The sequence below is a fragment of the Paenibacillus sp. MABNR03 genome (genome assembly GCF_050455445.1).
Classification (GTDB): domain Bacteria; phylum Bacillota; class Bacilli; order Paenibacillales; family Paenibacillaceae; genus Paenibacillus; species Paenibacillus xylanilyticus.
Map to the genome: position 1 here is coordinate 79,390 of NZ_JBCIYR010000010.1, position 20,303 is coordinate 99,692.

At 47.5% G+C, this 20,303-nt stretch carries 21 protein-coding genes, 1 rRNA gene and 1 other annotated feature; all 22 genes read left to right on the plus strand.

Annotated elements, in window-relative coordinates; all coding sequences use genetic code 11:
* The first annotated feature begins 29 nt into the window (after window positions 1–29).
* Window positions 30–719, plus strand: a complete 690-nt coding sequence (gene radC, locus AAIH57_RS27845; RefSeq protein WP_175394390.1) for a RadC family protein — start codon at window positions 30–32, stop codon at window positions 717–719.
* 185 nt (window positions 720–904) lie between these two features.
* Window positions 905–1,939 carry a rod shape-determining protein gene (locus AAIH57_RS27850; protein WP_095293312.1) on the plus strand — a complete coding sequence of 345 codons (1,035 nt, stop codon included), beginning with the start codon at window positions 905–907 and terminating at the stop codon, window positions 1,937–1,939.
* Window positions 1,940–2,122: 183 nt separating this feature from the next.
* Window positions 2,123–2,998: a rod shape-determining protein MreC gene (mreC, locus tag AAIH57_RS27855; protein WP_430023778.1), complete on the plus strand. Its 876-nt coding sequence runs from the start codon at window positions 2,123–2,125 to the stop codon at window positions 2,996–2,998.
* Window positions 2,998–3,531, plus strand: coding sequence for a rod shape-determining protein MreD (gene mreD, locus AAIH57_RS27860; protein WP_175394388.1), 534 nt, complete (start codon window positions 2,998–3,000; stop codon window positions 3,529–3,531). Before mreC ends, mreD begins: the two co-directional genes overlap by 1 nt.
* A 74-nt stretch (window positions 3,532–3,605) precedes the next feature.
* Window positions 3,606–4,268: a septum site-determining protein MinC gene (gene minC, locus AAIH57_RS27865; protein WP_175394387.1), complete on the plus strand. Its 663-nt coding sequence runs from the start codon at window positions 3,606–3,608 to the stop codon at window positions 4,266–4,268.
* A 3-nt stretch (window positions 4,269–4,271) separates the two neighbouring features.
* On the plus strand, window positions 4,272–5,066 hold the full coding sequence (minD, locus tag AAIH57_RS27870) for a septum site-determining protein MinD (RefSeq protein WP_175394386.1): 795 nt from the start codon (window positions 4,272–4,274) through the stop codon (window positions 5,064–5,066).
* A 233-nt stretch (window positions 5,067–5,299) separates the two neighbouring features.
* Window positions 5,300–6,178 carry a peptidoglycan DD-metalloendopeptidase family protein gene (locus tag AAIH57_RS27875; RefSeq protein ID WP_430023779.1) on the plus strand — a complete coding sequence of 293 codons (879 nt, stop codon included), beginning with the start codon at window positions 5,300–5,302 and terminating at the stop codon, window positions 6,176–6,178.
* Entirely contained in the window at window positions 6,171–7,031 is an 861-nt protein-coding gene (locus AAIH57_RS27880) for a M50 family metallopeptidase (protein WP_430023780.1), read from the plus strand. The genes AAIH57_RS27875 and AAIH57_RS27880 overlap by 8 nt, the downstream gene beginning before the upstream one ends.
* A gap of 113 nt (window positions 7,032–7,144) precedes the next feature.
* Window positions 7,145–8,395: an Rne/Rng family ribonuclease gene (locus AAIH57_RS27885; RefSeq protein WP_430023781.1), complete on the plus strand. Its 1,251-nt coding sequence runs from the start codon at window positions 7,145–7,147 to the stop codon at window positions 8,393–8,395.
* A 56-nt stretch (window positions 8,396–8,451) separates the two neighbouring features.
* Window positions 8,452–8,536 (plus strand) — a sequence feature (ribosomal protein L21 leader region).
* A gap of 14 nt (window positions 8,537–8,550) precedes the next feature.
* Window positions 8,551–8,862 (plus strand): 50S ribosomal protein L21, encoded by a 312-nt coding sequence (gene rplU, locus AAIH57_RS27890; protein WP_095293319.1) that lies wholly within the window; start codon window positions 8,551–8,553, stop codon window positions 8,860–8,862.
* 13 nt (window positions 8,863–8,875) lie between these two features.
* Entirely contained in the window at window positions 8,876–9,205 is a 330-nt protein-coding gene (locus tag AAIH57_RS27895) for a ribosomal-processing cysteine protease Prp (protein WP_175394382.1), read from the plus strand.
* 23 nt (window positions 9,206–9,228) lie between these two features.
* Window positions 9,229–9,540 (plus strand): 50S ribosomal protein L27, encoded by a 312-nt coding sequence (rpmA, locus tag AAIH57_RS27900; RefSeq protein WP_095293321.1) that lies wholly within the window; start codon window positions 9,229–9,231, stop codon window positions 9,538–9,540.
* A gap of 161 nt (window positions 9,541–9,701) precedes the next feature.
* A complete protein-coding gene (locus AAIH57_RS27905; RefSeq protein WP_430023782.1) occupies window positions 9,702–10,439 on the plus strand; it encodes a Spo0B domain-containing protein in 738 nt (245 codons plus the stop codon).
* A gap of 15 nt (window positions 10,440–10,454) precedes the next feature.
* Window positions 10,455–11,765: a GTPase ObgE gene (obgE, locus tag AAIH57_RS27910; protein WP_175394380.1), complete on the plus strand. Its 1,311-nt coding sequence runs from the start codon at window positions 10,455–10,457 to the stop codon at window positions 11,763–11,765.
* Between the two features lie 231 nt (window positions 11,766–11,996).
* Window positions 11,997–12,434 carry an ACT domain-containing protein gene (locus AAIH57_RS27915; protein WP_024633956.1) on the plus strand — a complete coding sequence of 146 codons (438 nt, stop codon included), beginning with the start codon at window positions 11,997–11,999 and terminating at the stop codon, window positions 12,432–12,434.
* A gap of 110 nt (window positions 12,435–12,544) precedes the next feature.
* Entirely contained in the window at window positions 12,545–13,831 is a 1,287-nt protein-coding gene (locus AAIH57_RS27920; RefSeq protein ID WP_175394379.1) for a homoserine dehydrogenase, read from the plus strand.
* A gap of 108 nt (window positions 13,832–13,939) precedes the next feature.
* Complete coding sequence (thrC, locus tag AAIH57_RS27925; protein WP_175394378.1) at window positions 13,940–15,010, plus strand: threonine synthase; 1,071 nt, start codon at window positions 13,940–13,942, stop codon at window positions 15,008–15,010.
* Complete coding sequence (thrB, locus tag AAIH57_RS27930) at window positions 15,007–15,975, plus strand: homoserine kinase (RefSeq protein ID WP_430023783.1); 969 nt, start codon at window positions 15,007–15,009, stop codon at window positions 15,973–15,975. Before thrC ends, thrB begins: the two co-directional genes overlap by 4 nt.
* Complete coding sequence (gene pheA / locus AAIH57_RS27935; protein WP_430023784.1) at window positions 15,972–16,853, plus strand: prephenate dehydratase; 882 nt, start codon at window positions 15,972–15,974, stop codon at window positions 16,851–16,853. The genes thrB and pheA overlap by 4 nt, the downstream gene beginning before the upstream one ends.
* A gap of 145 nt (window positions 16,854–16,998) precedes the next feature.
* Window positions 16,999–17,883, plus strand: coding sequence for a branched-chain-amino-acid transaminase (ilvE, locus tag AAIH57_RS27940; RefSeq protein WP_175394375.1), 885 nt, complete (start codon window positions 16,999–17,001; stop codon window positions 17,881–17,883).
* Window positions 17,884–18,076: 193 nt separating this feature from the next.
* Complete coding sequence (locus AAIH57_RS27945) at window positions 18,077–19,696, plus strand: LysM peptidoglycan-binding domain-containing protein (RefSeq protein ID WP_430023785.1); 1,620 nt, start codon at window positions 18,077–18,079, stop codon at window positions 19,694–19,696.
* A 547-nt stretch (window positions 19,697–20,243) separates the two neighbouring features.
* A 16S ribosomal RNA gene (locus tag AAIH57_RS27950) occupies window positions 20,244–20,303 on the plus strand; the annotation flags it as partial.

Genomic DNA, 20,303 nt, shown 5'->3' on the forward strand with positions numbered 1-20,303 from the left:
GGAAATGACGATGTGAAAAGAGGGAGTATATGGAGTCGCCTCAGTACATGATGCGCGACATCCCCCATGAAGAACGCCCGAGAGAACGCATGATGGAATATGGGGCGGGCGCCTTAAGCCATGCAGAACTGCTGGCTATTTTACTTCGGACGGGTACAAGGCAGGAATCAGCAGTGCATATGGCACAGCGTATTCTGAGCGAAGCGGGTGACATTCGTTCGCTGATGGATATGAGTCTGAACGAGTTGACAGCAATGAAAGGGATCGGTATGGCCAAGGCGGTCCAGCTCAAGGCTGGCATTGAACTTGGTCACCGGATTGCGAAGAGCAGACGGGTACAGTCCTCTTCAATCCGTACACCTCGTGATGCAGCAGACATTCTGCTCGAACAGCTTCGTTACTTGCAGAAGGAGCACTTTGTGTGCCTTTTCCTGAATAGCAAAAACCATATTATTGCCCAGGAAACACTCTCCATGGGCAGCCTTAACGCTTCGATTGTACATCCACGTGAAGTGTTTCGTGCTGCCATCAAATGCAGCAGTGCCTCGATCGTATGTGCACACAACCACCCGAGTGGTGATCCTACACCTAGTCCTGAGGATATCCAAATAACCAAGAGACTGATCGAAGCTGGTTCAATCGTTGGCATAGATGTGCTGGATCATATCATTATCGGCGACGGAACATACGTAAGTTTGAAGGAGAAGGGCTTAGTATAATATAATGGTTGGCGTTGATGTTTTCCTATGAATATTGACGGCGTTGTCCGTAGAAGATAGGTTCACTTTACAGATGCAGCAAATATAAATGAATGATGAACCCTGCAGGATTGCAGCGGAAATGAAAATGAAACGCTCTGAACGTTGATGGAGCGGCTATATGAGGCAGAAAAGGAGATTACGTTATGTTTGGTGGTTTTACGAAAGATTTGGGTATTGACTTGGGGACAGCGAATACACTGGTTTATGTACGTGGAAAAGGAATTGTGGTGCGGGAGCCTTCGGTTGTTGCCCTGCGAACAGATACGAAAAGCATTGAGGCTGTTGGGGAATCTGCAAAAAAAATGATCGGACGTACACCTGGTAACATTCGTGCCATTCGTCCAATGAAGGACGGCGTTATTGCTGATTTTGATACAACGGCAACGATGATCAAATACTTTATTCGCCAGGCGCAAAAACAGCGCTCGATGTTCCAACGTCATCCGAACGTTATGGTATGCGTACCATCCGGAATTACAGCGGTAGAACAGCGTGCGGTTGAAGATGCAACGAAACAGGCCGGCGCACGTGAGGCATATACGATTGAAGAGCCATTTGCAGCAGCCATTGGTGCAGATCTTCCAGTATGGGAACCAACAGGCAGCATGGTTGTGGACATTGGCGGCGGTACGACAGAAGTGGCTGTCATTTCCCTCGGCGGGATCGTAACAAGTCGTTCGGTTCGTGTAGCTGGTGATGAAATGGACGAATCAATCATTCAGTACATTAAACGTCAGTACAACCTAATGATCGGTGAGCGTACATCTGAACAATTGAAAATGGAAATCGGATCAGCTATGCCACTGGAACAAGTGGAGACGATGGAAATTCGCGGCCGCGATCTCGTAACAGGTCTGCCTAAGACCATCACAATCACATCGGATGAAATCAGCGAAGCTCTGGCAGATACGGTAAATGCTATTGTTGAAGCTGTTAAGGTTACTTTGGAAAAATGTCCTCCTGAGCTTGCAGCAGATATTATGGACCGCGGTATCGTGTTGACTGGAGGCGGTGCATTGCTCCGCAATTTGGACAAGCTGCTGGCTGGTGAGACAGGCATGCCGGTCATCGTAGCGGAAAATCCACTCGATTGTGTAGCAATCGGAACAGGTAAAGCTCTTGAGAACATCCATTTGTTCAAAAGCAGAAGCAGTTCGGCAGTTCGTTCCAAACGTTAATCCGGCACTGATCGCTTAATCACGTTTGACTTGAGCGGCAGTAACCAACGAAGAGGACCCGACCTCAGTCGGGAGAGCTATTACCCGCATACCCGGGGAGATCAGCGAATATTCTCGAAGGGACTATCAGTCTGCACGTCTCCCCGCCGGGCATAGCTCGGAAGAGAATATGGATGTTAGAGGGTGTTCGAACTGTTTAAGCTGCTGGGCAACAAAAGACTTTTTGTTTTGCTGGTGGGCCTTGTTACATTTATCGCGTTGATGGGCTTTACGCTCGGTCCGCGAACCGCTCTATCCTGGCCGGAAAAATTCCTGAAGGATTCAGTCGGATTTGTACAATACGTATTTTACAAGCCCGCTTCTGCTGTAGCGGGCTTTTTCAAAGATGTGGCGAACATGCGTGCGGTTTATGAAGAGAATGAAGAGTTGCGAATTGCGATGGGGCATTATACCCGTGATCGATTGAAGTATAACGAGATGGAAAAAACAAATGATCGTTATAAGGATTTGCTTAAATTTACGGCTGAGCAGAGAAATCGGTACAACTATGAGTATCGTATTGCTCAGGTCATCAGTGCGAATTCGGATCCCAATAGCAGAACGATCAATATTGATATTGGGGAGAACGCGGATATTAAGCCAGGCATGGCTGTCACTTCCCAGGAAGGTCTGGTTGGTGTGATCAGTCACGTTAGTGCTTATACATCAACGGTAAACCTGCTAACCTCGATGGATGCCAACGATCCGAATTCCAATGCCATCGCAGCTACAGCGGTGGGCAAGGAAGACACCGTTTTCGGTATGATCGAGAGCTTTGATCCCAAGACAGGCATGTTCAAAATGACCAAGATTTCGGAAGAATCTGATATCCAAAAAGGTGACGAAATTATCTCATCCGGCATTATCAATAATTTTCCGAAGTATATGAGAATCGGGGAAGTGAAGAAAATTGAAGTCGGCGAATATGGGCTCACTCGCACAGCAACGATTGAACCATATGCAAGCTTCTTGGATTGGAAAGAGCTGATGGTGGTTATTCCTCCCGAGGTGAAGGAGTAATGGTGACGCGCAAGCAAGTCTTGTTTCTGTTGCTGTTCATTTTGTTTATCGCCGAAGGAACTATTCTTCCATTGCTTATTCCATCTGCCTGGCAACTGCGAATTTCAGCAAACCTCGTTTACATTGTAATTTTGTTTATCGCTGTGTATCATCATCGCCATACTGCGCTGGTGCTCGGCATATTTTTTGGACTGCTCCATGACGTTGTATTCTATGGGGAGATGATCGGACCTTACGGCTTTGCGATGGGGTTATCTGCTTATATGATGGGACTCATATTCCAGGCACCGCGGGCACCGCTTCCGGTTATGGTATCGGTTGTCATTCTGGGGAGTCTGCTCAATGACACCATGTTGTTCTTTTTGTATAAGCTTTTCCGTCTGAATCATGTGACATTTGACTGGGCGCTGCTGGAATATATGATACCCAATTTGTTCATTCATTTCGTGTTTGCCCTGATCATTTATACTCCACTTCGGAAGCAGTTGGAGCGTATTGGCAAGAGAAAGAGCAAAGTGCAGGAGGCATCCTGATACATTTGTTGGAGCGGAAAGCAGGAACTTGGGGGCCCGGGCACGAAATGTAATGAGATGGGAGGGACAGGCTTATGACGGTAAAATCGAATCACGTAACGATTAAAGGCATCCGAGACGGCTTGGTTTTCCTGTTGGACGATCAATGTGAATTCGAGGAATTGCTCTATGAGCTCCGCTATAAGCTGGAACACAGCCATCAAAATATTTTGACCGGACCGATTGTTCATGTGGATATCAAGCTGGGCAGCCGTGAAGTAACAGAGGACCAAAAAGAAGCGATACTGGACATATTGAAGCAAAAAGGGAATCTGCTCATTCGCTCCATCGATTCACCAGCCCTTAAACCCGAGGTTAAAGGGCCACCGCCGATTGTTACAATGTGCGGCATGGTGCGTTCAGGTCAGGTGCTTCATCACGAAGGAAATCTCCTGTTTCTTGGGGATATCAATCCGGGGGGCACGGTGACGTGTACCGGAGATATATATGTTTTGGGTTCACTCAGAGGCATGGCTCACGCTGGGATCGGCGGGGACGAAGAGTCAATTATTGCTGCATCGGTGTTTGCACCGACACAGCTCCGAATCGCTGATATCATCAGCCGTCCTCCTGATGAATGGGAGAGCCGGGATACCGGGATGGAATTTGCTTATTTACAGGACAATCAGATGCAGATCGACAAGATGAGCAATATCGTCCGGTTGCGCCGAGATTTTAATGTGTTTAAAGGAGTGTAGCTCATGGGAGAGGCGATCGTGATCACTTCGGGTAAAGGCGGCGTTGGTAAAACAACCACCTCAGCAAACATCGGAACAGCGCTGGCGCTGCTCGGAAAAAAAGTTTGTCTGGTAGATACCGATATCGGCCTTCGCAATCTGGATGTCGTGATGGGACTCGAGAACAGGATCATTTACGATCTGTGTGATGTAGCAGACGGCCGCTGCCGTCTGAATCAGGCGTTGGTAAAAGACAAACGCTTCGAAGAATTATATATGCTGCCTGCGGCTCAAACAAGAGACAAAAACTCTGTATCACCGGAGCAGGTCAAGGATATCATCCTTGAATTAAAAAAGGATTTTGAATATGTTATTATCGATTGTCCTGCCGGAATCGAACAGGGATTCAAAAATGCGGTAGCCGGAGCGGATCAGGCAATCGTAGTGACTACACCGGAGAATGCCGCTGTGCGTGATGCGGATCGGGTCATCGGTTTACTTGAAAGCTCACATATCCAATCGCCGAAGCTTGTTGTAAACCGTATTCGGAACAACATGGTCAAATCGGGTGACATGCTTGATATTGATGGTATTTTGCAAGTCCTTAACATTGATCTGGTTGGAATTGTTCCAGATGACGAACTCGTCATCAAGGCGGCCAACTCTGGAGAGCCTACGGTAATGAATCCGGACTCCCTTGCAGCCATTGCATATCGGAACATTGCCCGTCGTATTCTGGGAGACACGGTTCCACTAATGCAGTTGGAGCAGAAAAAAGGCGCCTTTTCACGCTTTAAGAAGTTTTTTGGCATGGGTTAATCCGGTCGCCTTCATAACGTTATTCCTTTCAGCCGCGGCCTTTAGCCCGGCTTTTTTATATTTTGGCACAAAACTGAAATATCCTTATACTTTTTCTTTGCAGCGGACTCCTTCGACAGGTTAAGGTTAACCTCATTCGGTGGGGTTATTTTGCTTCGACCCTGGTGCTTGTTCATATTATGAAGGGGGCCTTCATAGGATGTATTAAACAAGCCTCGGCGGGAGGATATTCCATGAATACGAAACTTCGAATCAAGCAGAGAAGAGAAGAACGCATTCGGCGATTGCTGGATGGTGCTGCGATGGAGATCATGCAGGAGGCGGGCTCTGGGCCAGGCAAGAAGGGTTCTGAGAGCCAAGTTCCCCATTCTTCTTTTGATATACAGGGTCCAGTACGAAGTGTAGGGTCTCTAGTGGGGGAGCAAGAGAGGGATCCGGAATGGCTGTGGAAAAAAGAGAACGGGCGTTACGTTCCAGGTGGGCATGTACGATTTAACTTGACGAAATCTTTTGTGCGAAGAACAGTAGTTAGTGCGTTGATTTTCGGTGCAGTGTGGGGCCTGTTTCAACTAAATTCGTCATGGACAGCTTCCCCGAAAACGGCAATTGCAGATGCACTACATCGGGATATGGATTTTGCCTCGGCAGCTCTCTGGTATGAACGGCATTTTGGCGGCACACCGTCCTTTCTGCCCGTATTGGGTAATACAACAGATGCTGCTAATGGTTCGGGAGTACGCTCCTTGCTGGATAAACCCATCTCGGGAACGGTCGTTCAGCCTTTTGCGCTGAGCATGAAGGGCATAGAGATTGTTCCGGAAGCAGAGGGGACGGGATTGGTCCAGGTAGTCAGTTCGGATGCGGGGCGAGTTATGCAAGTTCTTGGTGATTCAGAGAGTGGTATAACCGTAGTCATCCAGCATACAGGAAATCTGACTGCGATATACGGCCGTCTGAACGAGAGTGAAGTGGACGTGAATGATTGGGTAGAAGCGGGAAGTGCCGTAGGGAGCCTCAAGGCGACCGGTGGGGAACAGCCAGCCACGTTATATTTTGCTGTAAAAGAGGGCGAGGAGTACGTAGACCCTGCGGAAGTGGTTGCCCTTGATTAGGCTATGGGGTGTACGCATTTCGCTGCATCCGTTTTTTGTCATTATCATGCTGGCTTCCCTGGCTACGGGTCACTTTATCGAGCTTATCACCCTGTTTGCGATCGTATTTATTCATGAATGTGGACATGCTGCGGCGGCAGCCCTTCTGGGCTGCCGTGTCCTGTCGATTCAGATGCTTCCTTTTGGAGGTGTGGCTGTCATTGAAGATGGAGGCACTCTCACCGCTGGCCGGGAGATTTTGATTGCGCTGGCTGGCCCCCTGCAAAATATATTGATGGTTGGAATCACCTTGCTGCTGCAATATGCCAATCTGGGAGATCCGGTGTTCTTGGCTTACATCATTCAAGGGAATCTGATGATCGCTCTGTTTAACCTGCTGCCGGTGCTGCCACTGGATGGCGGGAAAATCGTACAGGCCCTTGTCAGTCTGATTGCTCCCTACTATACCACTTTAATGTGGACCTACCGGATTAGTATCCTGTGCAGTGCAGGTGTTATTTTGTTTGCCATCAGCAAATGGATCACCGGAGACTACGGGCTACCGCTAAATGTGTTGTTGATTGGTCTTTTTCTGTTCTATTCCAACGTAACTGATTACCGCAACGTGCCCTACCGTTTTATCCGCTTTTTGATGAACCGGGAAGGTGCATTTGCCCATCACGCGGCTACAGGCAGTTTGGCACAGCCGATAATCTCATTTCCGGCGAAACCTTTGGACACTATTTTGCGTCTATTAAAGAGAGAGAGATATCATATGGTATATGTGATGAACAGACAGGGACGGATTATGGCCGTATTGCCAGAACAACGCATTATCGGTTCTTACTTCAAACAGAACACGGATAAACTGTAACAAGGTTGGTGGACTCGTCCTAAATTGGGGTAATACATATACAATGAGTATTGCGTAATGCAAAGATATAGAATGGATGTGGATGAATTGAATTGTCTTCTAGAGGTGAAGCCATGAAACAAATGATCGTACATAATGAACACAACCTCATGCAAATGGCGCTTCTGGAAGAAGGCAAAGCTGTGGAGTTCACGGCAGAACGTACGCGCGAACGCGGGCTGCTTGGTTCGTTTTTCAAAGGGCGGGTCGTCAATGTGTTACCGGGTATGCAGGCTGCTTTTGTGGATATTGGTCAGAAAAAAAATGCCTTTCTATATGTCGATGATGTCCTGCATCCGCATTTGGAAAAACAGCCCAAAGTGAAGCCTTCGATCTCCGAATTGCTTCGTCCGGGTCAGGATGTCATCGTTCAGGTTCTGAAAGAACCTGTAGGAAGCAAAGGAGCCCGGGTGACGACACACTACTCACTGCCGGGCCGATGGCTTGTCTACATGCCAATAGCGGATTACGTAGCTGTTTCCAAGAAGATTGCCCGTGAAGGGGATCGTTCTCGCCTCAAGGCATTGGGTGATCAGCTCAGGCGGGATGAGGAAGGGCTCATTATACGAACCGTATCGGCAGAAGAGCAGCGGGAAGCGATTGAGACTGACTTGGAAACGTTGCGTGAACAATGGCGCTTGATTCGCGAAAAAGCAGATAGTTTGCCTTCACCAAGCCTGTTGCATCGGGATCATAGCATGGTACAGCGAATTATTAGGGATGTGTACACACCGGGCAGTGATGAAGTCATTACTGACAGTGAAGGACAAGCCCGCGAAGTGACGGCTTTGCTTGAGGAAATCTGTCCTGGCCATCAGCCGAAAGTACAGGTTTATAGGGGCTCGGAGTCAATCTTTGCTGCATATGGGGTTCAGGAGCAGCTCAACAAGGATTTCGCGCGTAAAGTGTGGCTTCCGGGTGGAGGCTATATTGTCATCGACCATACAGAGGCGCTTACCGTGATCGACGTCAATACTGGCAAGTTCACCGGAGGCGGTGGGAATAGCCTCGAAGAAACCGTAACGGAAACCAACATGCAGGCAGCGGTTGAGATTGCGCGTTTGATGCGTCTGCGGGATATTGGCGGCATGATTATTGTGGACTTTATTGATATGGAGGAAGCGACCAATCGGCAGGAAGTGGCTGCAACGCTGGAAGCTGAACTGAAAAAAGACCGAACCAAGGCGTTTGTAATGGGCTGGACCAAACTGGGCCTGCTGGAGCTGACCCGCAAAAAAGTCCGGGAAGAAAGTACACTTCCTTATGTGGAGCCGTGTTCTTCCTGTCATGGTACAGGTAAAAGATATATTTCACCATTGCATTGATTTTTATTATGGTTGGTGGTATAATCATCAGGTATGTGTTTAGCCTATTGGTCTTGCACATGCTGTAACCGCACTGGCCGGGTACAAGAACAGCTCCGCAAGGAGGCTGTCACCTGAGACCGGGCGAGTCTGAGACATGAGGAGGTGCAAGGCAAATGTACGCAATTATTGAAACAGGCGGCAAACAGTACAAAGTCCAAGAGGGCGATGTTCTGTTCATCGAGAAATTGACTGCGAACGATGGCGAAAGCGTAACGTTCGACCGTGTCCTGGCTGTATCTAACGATCAAGGTTTGACAGCAGGTACACCATTGGTTTCCGGAGCTACTGTAACGGCTAAAGTGGAGAAACATGGCAAAGGGCAAAAGGTTGTTGTATACAAATACAAACCGAAAAAGAACTACCATGTGAAGCAAGGTCACCGTCAACCGTACACTAAAGTAACTATTGAGAAAATCCAAGCGTAAGAGGGTGCGATAAGTGATTATCGTTCAAATCTTTCGTAACGATGACGAGAGCATCGATCGCTTTTCCATCGAAGGGCATGCCAATTATGCCAAGCGGGGAGAAGACATCGTATGTGCCGGGGTATCTGCTGTTACAGTGGGTACGGTAAACTCGATCGAAACATTGACTGGTGTCGAAATGGACGCCAAGATGAAGAATGGCTTTCTAAGCGCTTCTTTACCAATGCTGGAGAGAGATGAGACTTGGTCCCAGGTACAATTGCTGCTCGAATCCATGGTTCTTATGCTCACTGATATTGCAGAGTCATACGGGAAGTATATTAAGATAGAGCAACTCAAATAAGTAAAGAAGGAGGACAACCAATCATGTTGAAATTAAATCTTCAGTTATTCGCATCGAAAAAAGGTGTAGGTTCCACGAAGAACGGTCGTGACAGTAGAGCGCAACGCCTTGGCGTTAAGCGTGCTGACGGTCAAACAGTAACTGGTGGTAGCATTCTCGTTCGCCAACGCGGAACGAAAATCCACCCAGGTACTAACGTGGGTATCGGTAAAGATGACACTTTGTTTGCGAAAGTGGACGGCGTTGTGAAATTCGAACGTTGGGGACGCGATCGTAAAAAAGTAAGCATCTACCCTGTGGACGTTGCTCCAGTAGCAGCTGCAGTAAAAGCATAATATCGGCATTCCGCCTAAGGAGCCTTCGGCAATTTTGCCGGAGGCTTTTTGTATTTGCGGTGGTATAAATGTTTTCGATAATGAAGTGGTAGAAAAGACATGTTATACTTGGTTACGGTGGGGTTTAAAACCAACCGAGTTTTGTAGAACGGGGAGAAGCCATGAAATCTTGGAAAAGAGTGCCGTGGATCGCGGCATGTTCACTTCTGATTCCTTTGGTTTTCGTTATGCTGTATCCGGCAGCCATTTCGGGTGCTGTATGCGCATTGTGGTCCGTGGCTGTACTCTTTATTTCGATGAATGTGATGAAGAGACAAGCAGAAGCGGAACGCAGAACCATCATACAATCTATGGAAAAGACAGCAATTGCATCATTAAATCATCATCGGCATGATTGGATGAACGATCTTCAGGTGTTATATGGATATCTTCGGCTGGGCAAACTTGATAAATCCGTGCAATGTGTGGAAAGAATAAAAGAGCGGGTCAACGAGGAGAGCCGCATTTCCAAATTAGGCATTCCCTCACTCGTTTTTTATCTGCAGTCTTTCCGTGCCAGTGGAGTTGCTCTGGAATTGCATGTGGAAGTCGAGGAAGAGTTGCAGCTTAATGCTCTGGTCTCTCCCGAGGATGGCGAGTCGCTTACGGGGGCAATTGCAGATGCAATCAGAGCCTATCAATACGGTGGCGGCCGGTCGTCTTGGGGAGAGGTTCGCAAACTGACCTTGAACTTCGGACAGGACCATGGGGATGTGGTTGTTCGACTGGATGGGGATCAAACACCTGATCCGGAAACATTGCGGCAGCTTAATGCCGTACTCAAAGGAAAAAATGTCAGAACGGAGCAGCTTCCGTCTGAAGACACGTTTATACAATTCAGAATGCCGTGTGGAATATAGGAAGAAGGGGTAGCCATGTTTGTTGATAAAGCGAAGATTTATGTAAAAGCAGGAGATGGAGGAGACGGGATTGTTTCCTTCCGCCGGGAGAAGTATGTGCCTGAAGGTGGACCAGCAGGAGGCGATGGAGGCAAGGGTGCCGATATCATTTTCCGTGTAGATGAAGGTCTGCGTACGTTGATGGATTTCCGTTACCAGCGCCATTTCAAAGCGAAGCGCGGAGAAAAAGGCCGTAATAAAAGTCAGCACGGTGCCAATGCAGAGAATATGATCGTTCGTATTCCACCGGGAACGGTCATTATGGATGATGACAGTGGAGAAGTACTGGCAGACCTGACTCGTCATGGCCAACAGGTTGTTGTTGCACGCGGCGGCCGAGGCGGACGGGGGAATATCCGGTTTGCTACACCTAACAATCCTGCCCCGGAGCTTGCGGAAAATGGTGAAGAGGGCGAAGAACGTTATATTGTGCTCGAGCTTAAAGTCATGGCAGATGTTGGCCTGGTAGGGTTCCCGAGTGTCGGGAAATCCACACTTCTGTCTGTCGTATCGGCGGCGAAGCCGAAGATCGGAGCTTACCATTTCACTACGATTACTCCTAACTTGGGTGTAGTCGGTGTAGGTGAAGGACGCAGCTTCGTTATGGCTGACTTGCCAGGGTTGATTGAAGGCGCTCATGAAGGAATTGGACTTGGACATGAGTTTTTGCGACATGTGGAACGTACCCGCATCATTGTTCATGTTGTGGATATGTCCGGTTCGGAAGGACGGGATCCGTTTGAGGATTGGGTGAAAATCAATGATGAACTGAAGCTGTACAACCCGGTGCTCGCGGAAAGACCTCAGATTGTGGCTGCCAACAAAATGGATATGCCGGAATCGGAAGAAAATCTGGAGCAGTTCATGCAAAAGGTCCGCGAAATTCAACCGGATATTGAAATCATGCCGATCTCGTCCCTGACACGTAAAGGGATTCAAGAGCTCTTGTATCGTGCGGCGGATTTGCTCGATCAAATCCCGGACGAGGTTGTAGTGGAAGAGGTAGCGGACATATCCGAACGCAAGGTGTACAGTCTGGACAAGAAAGAGGACGAAGGCTTCCGCATTGTGCGTGAGAATGAAATCTTTGTTGTCGAGAGTGCCAAGATTGATCGCATGATGAAACGGATGCAGTTGAACTCGCATGAGGCCATACTGAAACTGGCACGAACGCTCCGTCATATGGGCGTGGATGAAGAGTTGCGTAAACGCGGGGCCGAAGAAGGCACGATTGTGCGCATTGGTGACTTTGAATTCGAATTTGTAGAAGGCAGCAGCTACTATTAAGTTCTGGTATGCGAAGTGATTTTTAGCTGTGCACATATAAACGCAGAGACGTGGGGAATCGACCCGCGGCTCTGCGTTTTTTTTGTTCTTCCTAACATGAAGCAGGGATAAACTTGTATACTGTGAGGAACGTATTTCAAAAAATAGACATGTAACGTATTGCCCTTTTAGTGTAGATCCTTTATAATGTCCACTATATGAAAACATGAGTCTTTGAGGAGAGGACGTTCTGTGAATGAACGCTATTACTTAGTACGGGAAGACATTTTGCCAGAAGCTGTCGTGAAGACGATGCAGGTAAAAGAGCTGCTGGCTTCGGGAGATGTCAAAACAGTGCATGAAGCCGTAGAGCAGGTCGGATTAAGCCGGAGTGCTTTTTACAAGTATAAGGATGGAATCCATCTAATCAACCAGCTTGAACGGGAAAGAATCGTTACCATCTCGATTGACCTGGAGCATCAGTCCGGTATACTGTCTCGTGTGTTAGGACATGTGGCTGGATATGGAGCGAACGTACTCACCATTAACCAAAGTATCCCGCTTCAGGGGAGAGCCAATGTTGTTATATCGGTCGAGACGTCACATCTCCATGGAGAGATCGGTGAAATGCTGGATCGGATGCAGGATATGCCCGGAGTTCGGCGCACACGGATTGTAGGTCAGGGCTAACTGAAATTTATCTCATAAACGTTCGAATATATGCTTAACTAAACTGCTTTATTGTACATAGAAGTGTACAGGAATGGCAGACGTAAAAGATATTAGGGGGTAGATCGTTAGTGAAGCCAGTGAAAGTGGGATTGTTGGGACTGGGAACGGTAGGTACCGGTGTCGTTCGCATTGTGGAAGGAAATCAGGAGGATCTGAGTAGTCAGGTCGGTTCACCAATTGTCATTGAAAAGATTTCCGTTAAAAACACGGACAAGGATCGTGTCATTGCTGTGGATCGTGCCAAACTGACAGAAGATCCGTGGGAAGTGATTCGTCACCCGGACATTGATGTGATCGTCGAGGTTATGGGCGGTATTGACCAGACGAAAGAGTACATTCTTGAAGCGCTGGAGCGGGGTAAACATATTGTCACAGCAAACAAGGATCTGATGGCTCTCCACGGTTCGGAGATTTTGGCAAAGGCACAGGAGAAGAAATGTGATGTCTTCTATGAAGCCAGTGTAGCCGGGGGGATTCCAATTATCCGCACACTGATTGAAGGTTTCTCCTCTGATCGGATTACCCGCATTATGGGCATTGTGAACGGAACTACGAACTTTATTTTGAGCAAAATGAGTCAGGAAGGTGCCTCCTATGGAGAGGTTCTCGCAGAGGCACAGGCTTTGGGTTATGCAGAAGCAGATCCGACTTCGGATGTGGAGGGACTGGATGCTGCCCGCAAAATGGCAATACTGGGAACGCTGGGCTTTCGCACCAATGTGGAGCTGCAGGATGTGACCGTCAGCGGTATTTCTTCCGTAACCCGTGAAGACATTACGTATGCCAGAAGACTCGGCTATGAGATGAAACTGCTGGGGATCGCAGATTGCCGTGATGATGAGATCAACATCAGTGTTCAACCAACCATGGTTAGACAGAATCACCCGATTGCCTCTGTTAATGGTGTATTCAATGCAGTTTATGTCCATGGGGAAGCAGTAGGGGAGACGATGTTTTACGGTGCGGGTGCGGGCGAACTTCCAACGGCAACTTCCGTAGTTGCAGATTTGGTCGCTGTCATCAAAAATCTGAAGCTCGGCGTAAATGGACTCAAAGCTATCGCTCCATACAAACAAAAACGTCTGCAAAGCGATGAGCAGATTATGTCGAAAAACTTCATTTTGCTGCACGTGGACGACAAAGCGGGCGTTTTGGCACAAATCACGCAAATTTTTGCCGAATATGAAGTCAGTCTCGCTTCGGTAGTTCAACAGCCCAATGAGCATAACCCGGATGCCGAGATCATTATTGTTACACATAATGCAAGCAAGGCAAGTATGGATAAAGTGTTGAAGCACTTTGAATCGCTTAGTGTCATTCGTCGCATCAAGAGTGTATATCGGGTTGAAGGTTAGGTTGCATTTTCGTTTCTCGTTAGGATTCCAATTTTAAATGCACACGTTTAATTATATAGATGCAGGTTTTCATATTCGTATTATTTAATCATAAAGGAGCTTACTACAATGAGATATCAAGGATTGCTGCAAACTTATAAAGAGTACCTTCCGGTCAATGAAAATACACCTATGCTCACGCTTCAGGAAGGGAATACACCTCTGATTCATGCTGAAAACCTGTCCAAGGAGCTTGGACTGAATTTATATTTCAAATATGAAGGTTTAAACCCAAGCGGTTCTTTTAAAGACCGCGGAATGGTAATGGCTGTTGCCAAAGCCATGGAAGAGGGCAGCCGTACCATCATGTGTGCCTCGACAGGGAACACTTCAGCAGCTGCTGCTGCATATGCGGCACGTGGTGGCCTGAACTGTATCGTATTGATTCCAAATAACAACATCGCACTGGGCAAATTGGCTCAGGCCATGATCTACGGAGCCAAAGTGATTGCGATTAACGGTAACTTTGACCGTGCGCTCGAAATTGTACGTGAGATTACAGCGAAGCACCCCATTACGCTGGTGAACTCCGTGAACCCTTTCCGGATTGAAGGTCAAAAAACCGCTGCATTTGAAGTTGTTGACCAATTGGGCCAAGCACCTGACGTACTCGCAATCCCAGTCGGCAATGCGGGGAACATCTCAGCCTACTGGAAAGGCTTCAAAGAATATAAAGAAGCAGGAAAATCGGATTCCCTGCCACGTATGGTTGGTTTTGAAGCGGAAGGTGCGATGGCGATCGTTAAAGGAGAGCCGATTCTTGAGCCTGAGACTGTAGCCACGGCGATTCGCATTGGTAACCCGGCTAGTTGGAAGACGGCTGTAGCCGCGGCTGAGGAATCTGGCGGACAGATCAATTATGTAACAGACGAAGAAATTTTGACAGCGTACCGTACCATTGCTGCACGGGAAGGCATCTTCGCTGAACCGGCATCGGCAGCCTCAGTTGCAGGAGTATATAAACTGAAGCAGGAAGGATACTTTAAAGGCGGAGAGACGGTTGTTTGCGTTTTGACGGGACATGGCTTGAAAGATCCGAATATCGCAATCAAAACGGTTGCAACAGAGCCGCTGGTTGTAGAGGATTCGGAAGAAGCGGTTATGGCGGCCATTGCACAGCTGGAGCAGCAATCTGTATGAGCTTGCAGCAAAGAGTCACAGTAAAAGTACCCGCAAGTACAGCCAATCTGGGCCCGGGGTTTGATACCCTGGGCATGGCATTGTCTTTATATGCCTGGATTGAGATGAAACCGGCTGATCAGACTGTGTTCCATTTACATGGAGAACATCTGACTGGTTTACCAACGGATCGTTCCAATCTGATCTACGAAGTTGCACAAATGGTATTCAAAGAAGCAGGAGTTTCTGTACCTGAATTGGAGATTTCCATGTATTCGGATATTCCTCTTACCCGCGGACTGGGCAGCAGTGCATCTGCTATTGTTGGTGCACTTGCTGCTGCGAACGCGTTGATTGGAGCTCCGTTATCGGATGACAAGCTTATGGATATGGCGACTTCGCTGGAGAAACACCCGGATAATGTTGGTGCTTCGCTATATGGCGGGATCATCACGGCAGCGTGGGATGGTAGTCGTGTAGATTATATTCGCATAGAGCCTCACCAGGATCTGCAGACATTGGTCATCGTGCCGGACTTCGAGTTGTCGACTTCAAAAGCAAGAAATGTGATTCCGCAGCAGTTTGATAAGTCGGATGTCGTGCATAATATAAGCAGGTCTTCCTTGTTAGTTGCGGCCCTGGCAAGCGGGCGGCTGGATATGATCCAGAAAGCAATGTCTGATCGTATCCATCAACCTTATCGGGCATCCTTGGTGCCGGGAATGAGCGAAATTTTGGAACATGCTGTGCAACATGGCGCTTTGGGAGCTGCACTCAGTGGAGCTGGCCCCACTGTTCTGACACTGGTAGATCGGCATGATATTCACAAAGCAGACCTGGAGCAGTATTTGATGAAGACCATGAGCAGTGAGGGTATTACTGCGACGGCCTTGTGGCTGGATCCGGATTTGGACGGGGTAACCGTACTGTCTGATCAAGATGAACGTCCTTTTTTGGACAGAATTAAAGGGGAAGTTAATGCATGAAACGAATTGCCGTATTACCTGAAGGCTCCGTTTCCCATGAAGCCGTAGAATTTCTGTTTAATGGGGAACCGCTCGAGTTGCTTCATTCCAAGCTGATTTCTGATGTTTTTCGTGCTGCGGACAGCGGGAAATCGCAATATAGTGTAATTCCTATTGAAAATACAATTGAAGGTTCCGTTAGTTTGCATATGGACTGGCTGGTTAACGAAGTGGATATTCCGATGCAAGCCGAGTGGGTCTATCCCTCCATACAAAATGTTATCGGGCATGGTTCCGAGTTCATTGACGAGAGTGGTGCATATGACTTTGGGAAAATCACCAAGATCATGTCTCATCCGGTAGCCATTCCGCAATGCCAGAACTTTATCCGTCTTCATTCCCCGGAAGCTGAGCTTGAGGGCGTTAACAGCACAGCAGAAGCTGTGGAACTGGTGAAAAAGAATCCGAGCAAAGGCTGGGCGGCTATTGGCACCCGGCTTGCCGCACAAAAGCATGGATTGGACATTATGGCTGAACGGGTAACCGATCATGACAACAATTACACCCGTTTTGTGCTTATAGGTCATGAGCCCGTGCAGATACAACGTGAGCCGGATCATGTGAAAACGAGCTTGCTGGTCACGCTGCCTGAAGATGCACCGGGTGCCCTGCATCAGGTGTTGTCTGCATTTGCCTGGAGGAAGCTGAACTTGACAAGGCTGGAGTCTCGTCCTACCAAGAAACGGCTGGGCAGTTACTATTTTTATATCGATGTTGAGGAAACGGTAGAATCCGTGTTGCTTACAGCAGCCATGGCTGAGATCGAGGCTTTGAATTGTCAGGTCCGGGTTCTGGGCAGCTATCCATGTTATACATATCCTTCATTGAAGACCACCTGATAATAAGGATAAAATTTAGCCCAGGGTTGTCATCGAGGCGGGTAAAAAAGTGCACGTAAAGGCTTGTCATTTGTTGTACAATAAAATGGAATAATTTAAGAATCGGCATTCAATGGTTGGAAATTTAACGGAGGTGCAGTCATCCATGTCAGAACAGTGGATTTATTTGGATGGTCAATATGTGACCAAGGAGAACGCAACCGTTTCTGTGTATGATCACGGCTTTTTGTATGGGGACGGAATTTTCGAAGGCATCCGGATTTATAACGGTAACATTTTCAGATGCAAGGCACATTTGGACCGTCTGTATGATTCGGCAAAATCAATCAGTCTGAACATTCCTTTATCGTATGATGAAATGCTCGAAGTTATGGCGGAAACGGTCCGCCGCAATGATATGCGTAACGGCTATATTCGACTGATCGTATCGCGTGGACCTGGTAATCTGGGTCTGGATCCGCTGCGCTGTCCGAAGGCATCCGTTATTATTATTGTAGAGCAACTGGCGATTTACCCAGAGGAAGCGTATCTCACGGGTTTAAAGGCCGTATCTGTATCCCAGCGACGGAATATCCCGGATGCGCTCAATCCGAAAATTAAATCATTAAACTATTTGAATAACATACTTGTTAAAATTCAGTCCAACTATGCAGGTGTTGGTGAAGCGATTATGCTGAATTCTCAAGGTTACGTTACTGAGGGCTCAAGTGATAATATCTTTATTGTTAAAAATGGTGTTGTCTATACGCCGCCTTGCTACCTGGGAGCTTTGGAAGGAATCACACGTCAGGCGATCATTGATCTGTGTGGCGAACTGGATCTGGAACTAAAAGAAGTTCCTTTTACCCTGCATGATGTGTACATCGCTGATGAAGTCTTTTTCACGGGAACAGCCGCAGAAGTCATCGCCGCATATGAGGTTGATGGAAGAACAATTGGATCGGGTGTAGCAGGCCCAGTCACGTTGAGATTGCTTGAAGCGTTCCGTCAAATTGTTGATAAAGACGGTTATAAGGTTTGGGAAGCTTAATTATCAAAAATATATTTTAATATAATGTCCTTCTTGTCCAATAAAATCTGTATCCCAATCAGGGGGCGGGTTTTAGAGGCGGGGAGGATTTTTTTTGTATAGTTGATGTCATTGGCCCAGTTCCTGCATAGGATGTAGTAACGGTATGGGCGAATGCACTGCCCAAGTATCACGTCTAGGAGGTTAGTTCCCCGTGAAAATACACATGGTGAAAAAAGGCGACACGTTATATTTACTGTCCCAAAAATATAACGTGGGCCTGGACAAAATTATTGCGGCTAATCCGCAAATTGCCGATCCCGAAAAGCTGGAGATCGGTATGAAAGTCAAAATTCCTGCAGAGCCTGTAACACCGAAACCAGAAGGAATATTGCACAGCCACAAAGTCCAACAGGGAGATTCCTTATGGAAGCTGTCCCAGGCTTGGGGAGTTCCACTGAAGGATATGATCAACGCCAATCCTCAATTGAAAAACCCGAATGCACTGCTTGTAGGAGAGACGGTTTATATTCCATCCCAGCATGTTCAGGGGAATACGGTAGCAGGTAGTGAGGCGGGCAACATTGTCGCTCATGAAAAGCTGTCACCCGAAGGGAAAGACTACACAGGAGTCAAAGAAGAGCCAGCACCACCAGCACCGATAACGCCTAAGCCTGTGGAAGAAGCGCCAGTTCCTGCTCCGACACCAGCGCCTACACCTGTTCCTCCAAATCCTGTCATGCCTAATGTCATGCCTGAACTGGAAGTACTACCACAGCTGCCGGAGATTCCCGAAGTGAAGCCGGAGAAGGAGCCTGAGAAAAAGGAACAGGTTGCTCCAGCGGCCGAAGTAGCGCCACTGCCGGAAGTACCCACGTACACAATGCCCAATCTTTCTCCTGAAATTATGCCGCTACCAGTCATCCCCAATACCAAATCACCTTCTGTCGTATCCCCAGCCACCAAGTCGCCTTGCGGTTGCGGTAACAAATTGCATCATGCACCGGCAGAGCATCCATATGCTGAAATTCCGGTACCGGTCCAAGAGGTGTATGCTGTTCCTGACTCGACCTATATTTCTGGGGTCAACCATAATTCAGGATTTCCTGGCTTACCTGAAGCTACCCCGTACTCAGTAAGCCATTCATACCAAGGTCAATGGCCGGAGCACAACCATAACAATGTGATGCCGAACCTGGCTCCAGATCTGCAGGGGAATGTTTACCCGACAGCGCCTGCAGCTCAAGTTAACAGCCCATTCCCTCCATTTGTCGCTGATGCACATATGAATCAGTCGCCATTTATTTCACCATATTCAACGCTTCCATATCCGCCTTGTGGGTGTGGTGGACACATGCATCCCCCGCACTATGGTCACTATCCTGCACATACTTATCAGGATCCGGCGTGGGGGATGTATGGCCCATACGACCCGTATGGTATGCAGTCCAACATGGGGCCAAACTTTGTACCAAGCCAACCCGTGGAATACGCCTATCAAAATCCATACCCTACACAAAACATGGTACCCCCATCTCCGCTTGGAGCGTTTGGAGAATTGTATCCTTCACAAGGTCATGGAGGAAGTAAAAAAGGTGAGCGGGAAGAGGCGGATTTAAGCCAGTCCAATATATCGGGGGAAGAAGTAACAGATGCAGGCGGGAAAACGAAGCAAGCTTCTGCAAAAACCGGAACAGCGAAGCGCAGAACAAGTAAACCAACTGGGAGAAGAACTTCTAAAGTATCCGTTTCATCTGCAAATGACAGACGTAAAACAGAAGCTGACAAACGCAATTCAACCAAAAAACGTCGTAATCCCTGGATACAGTCATAGTCAAACTAAATGGGATGGTCAATAACTGATTGCTAAAATAGTAACAAGCCAGCCTATGTATGAAGGGCTGGCTTGTTACTATTAGCAGGATTGATCAGACTCAGTAAAGGGAGAAATATAACTAGAATTAAACGAAAAGTTGTAAATTAATTGTTAATTCGTTGTATTTGTGCTAATATATCAATACGTTTTATTTTATTGGATTTGAAAGAGTTAACGTGTGTCTGAAATCTATGAAATAAAAAATAATAAAAAAACTGTTGCAATGGTTTCGGCGATATGTTATATTATTTAAGTCGACGCTGAAACACAGCGCTGACGCGATAACGAAATGAAATGATAAGTTTGATCTTTGAAAACTGAACAACGAGTGAGTAACGATCTTGCTTGCAAGATCAACGCTGAGAAATCGGTACACGTCATTTGACTGTATGATTTCGAAGCACAATTGAGATTTTAATCTCGTCAGATTCAAAATGAGCTAATCGCTCTTTTCAATACCCCAGATGATTTTCATAGCGTCTAACCGTGCTGCTGAAATTCATCTTTATTGGAGAGTTTGATCCTGGCTCAGGACGAACGCTGGCGGCATGCCTAATACATGCAA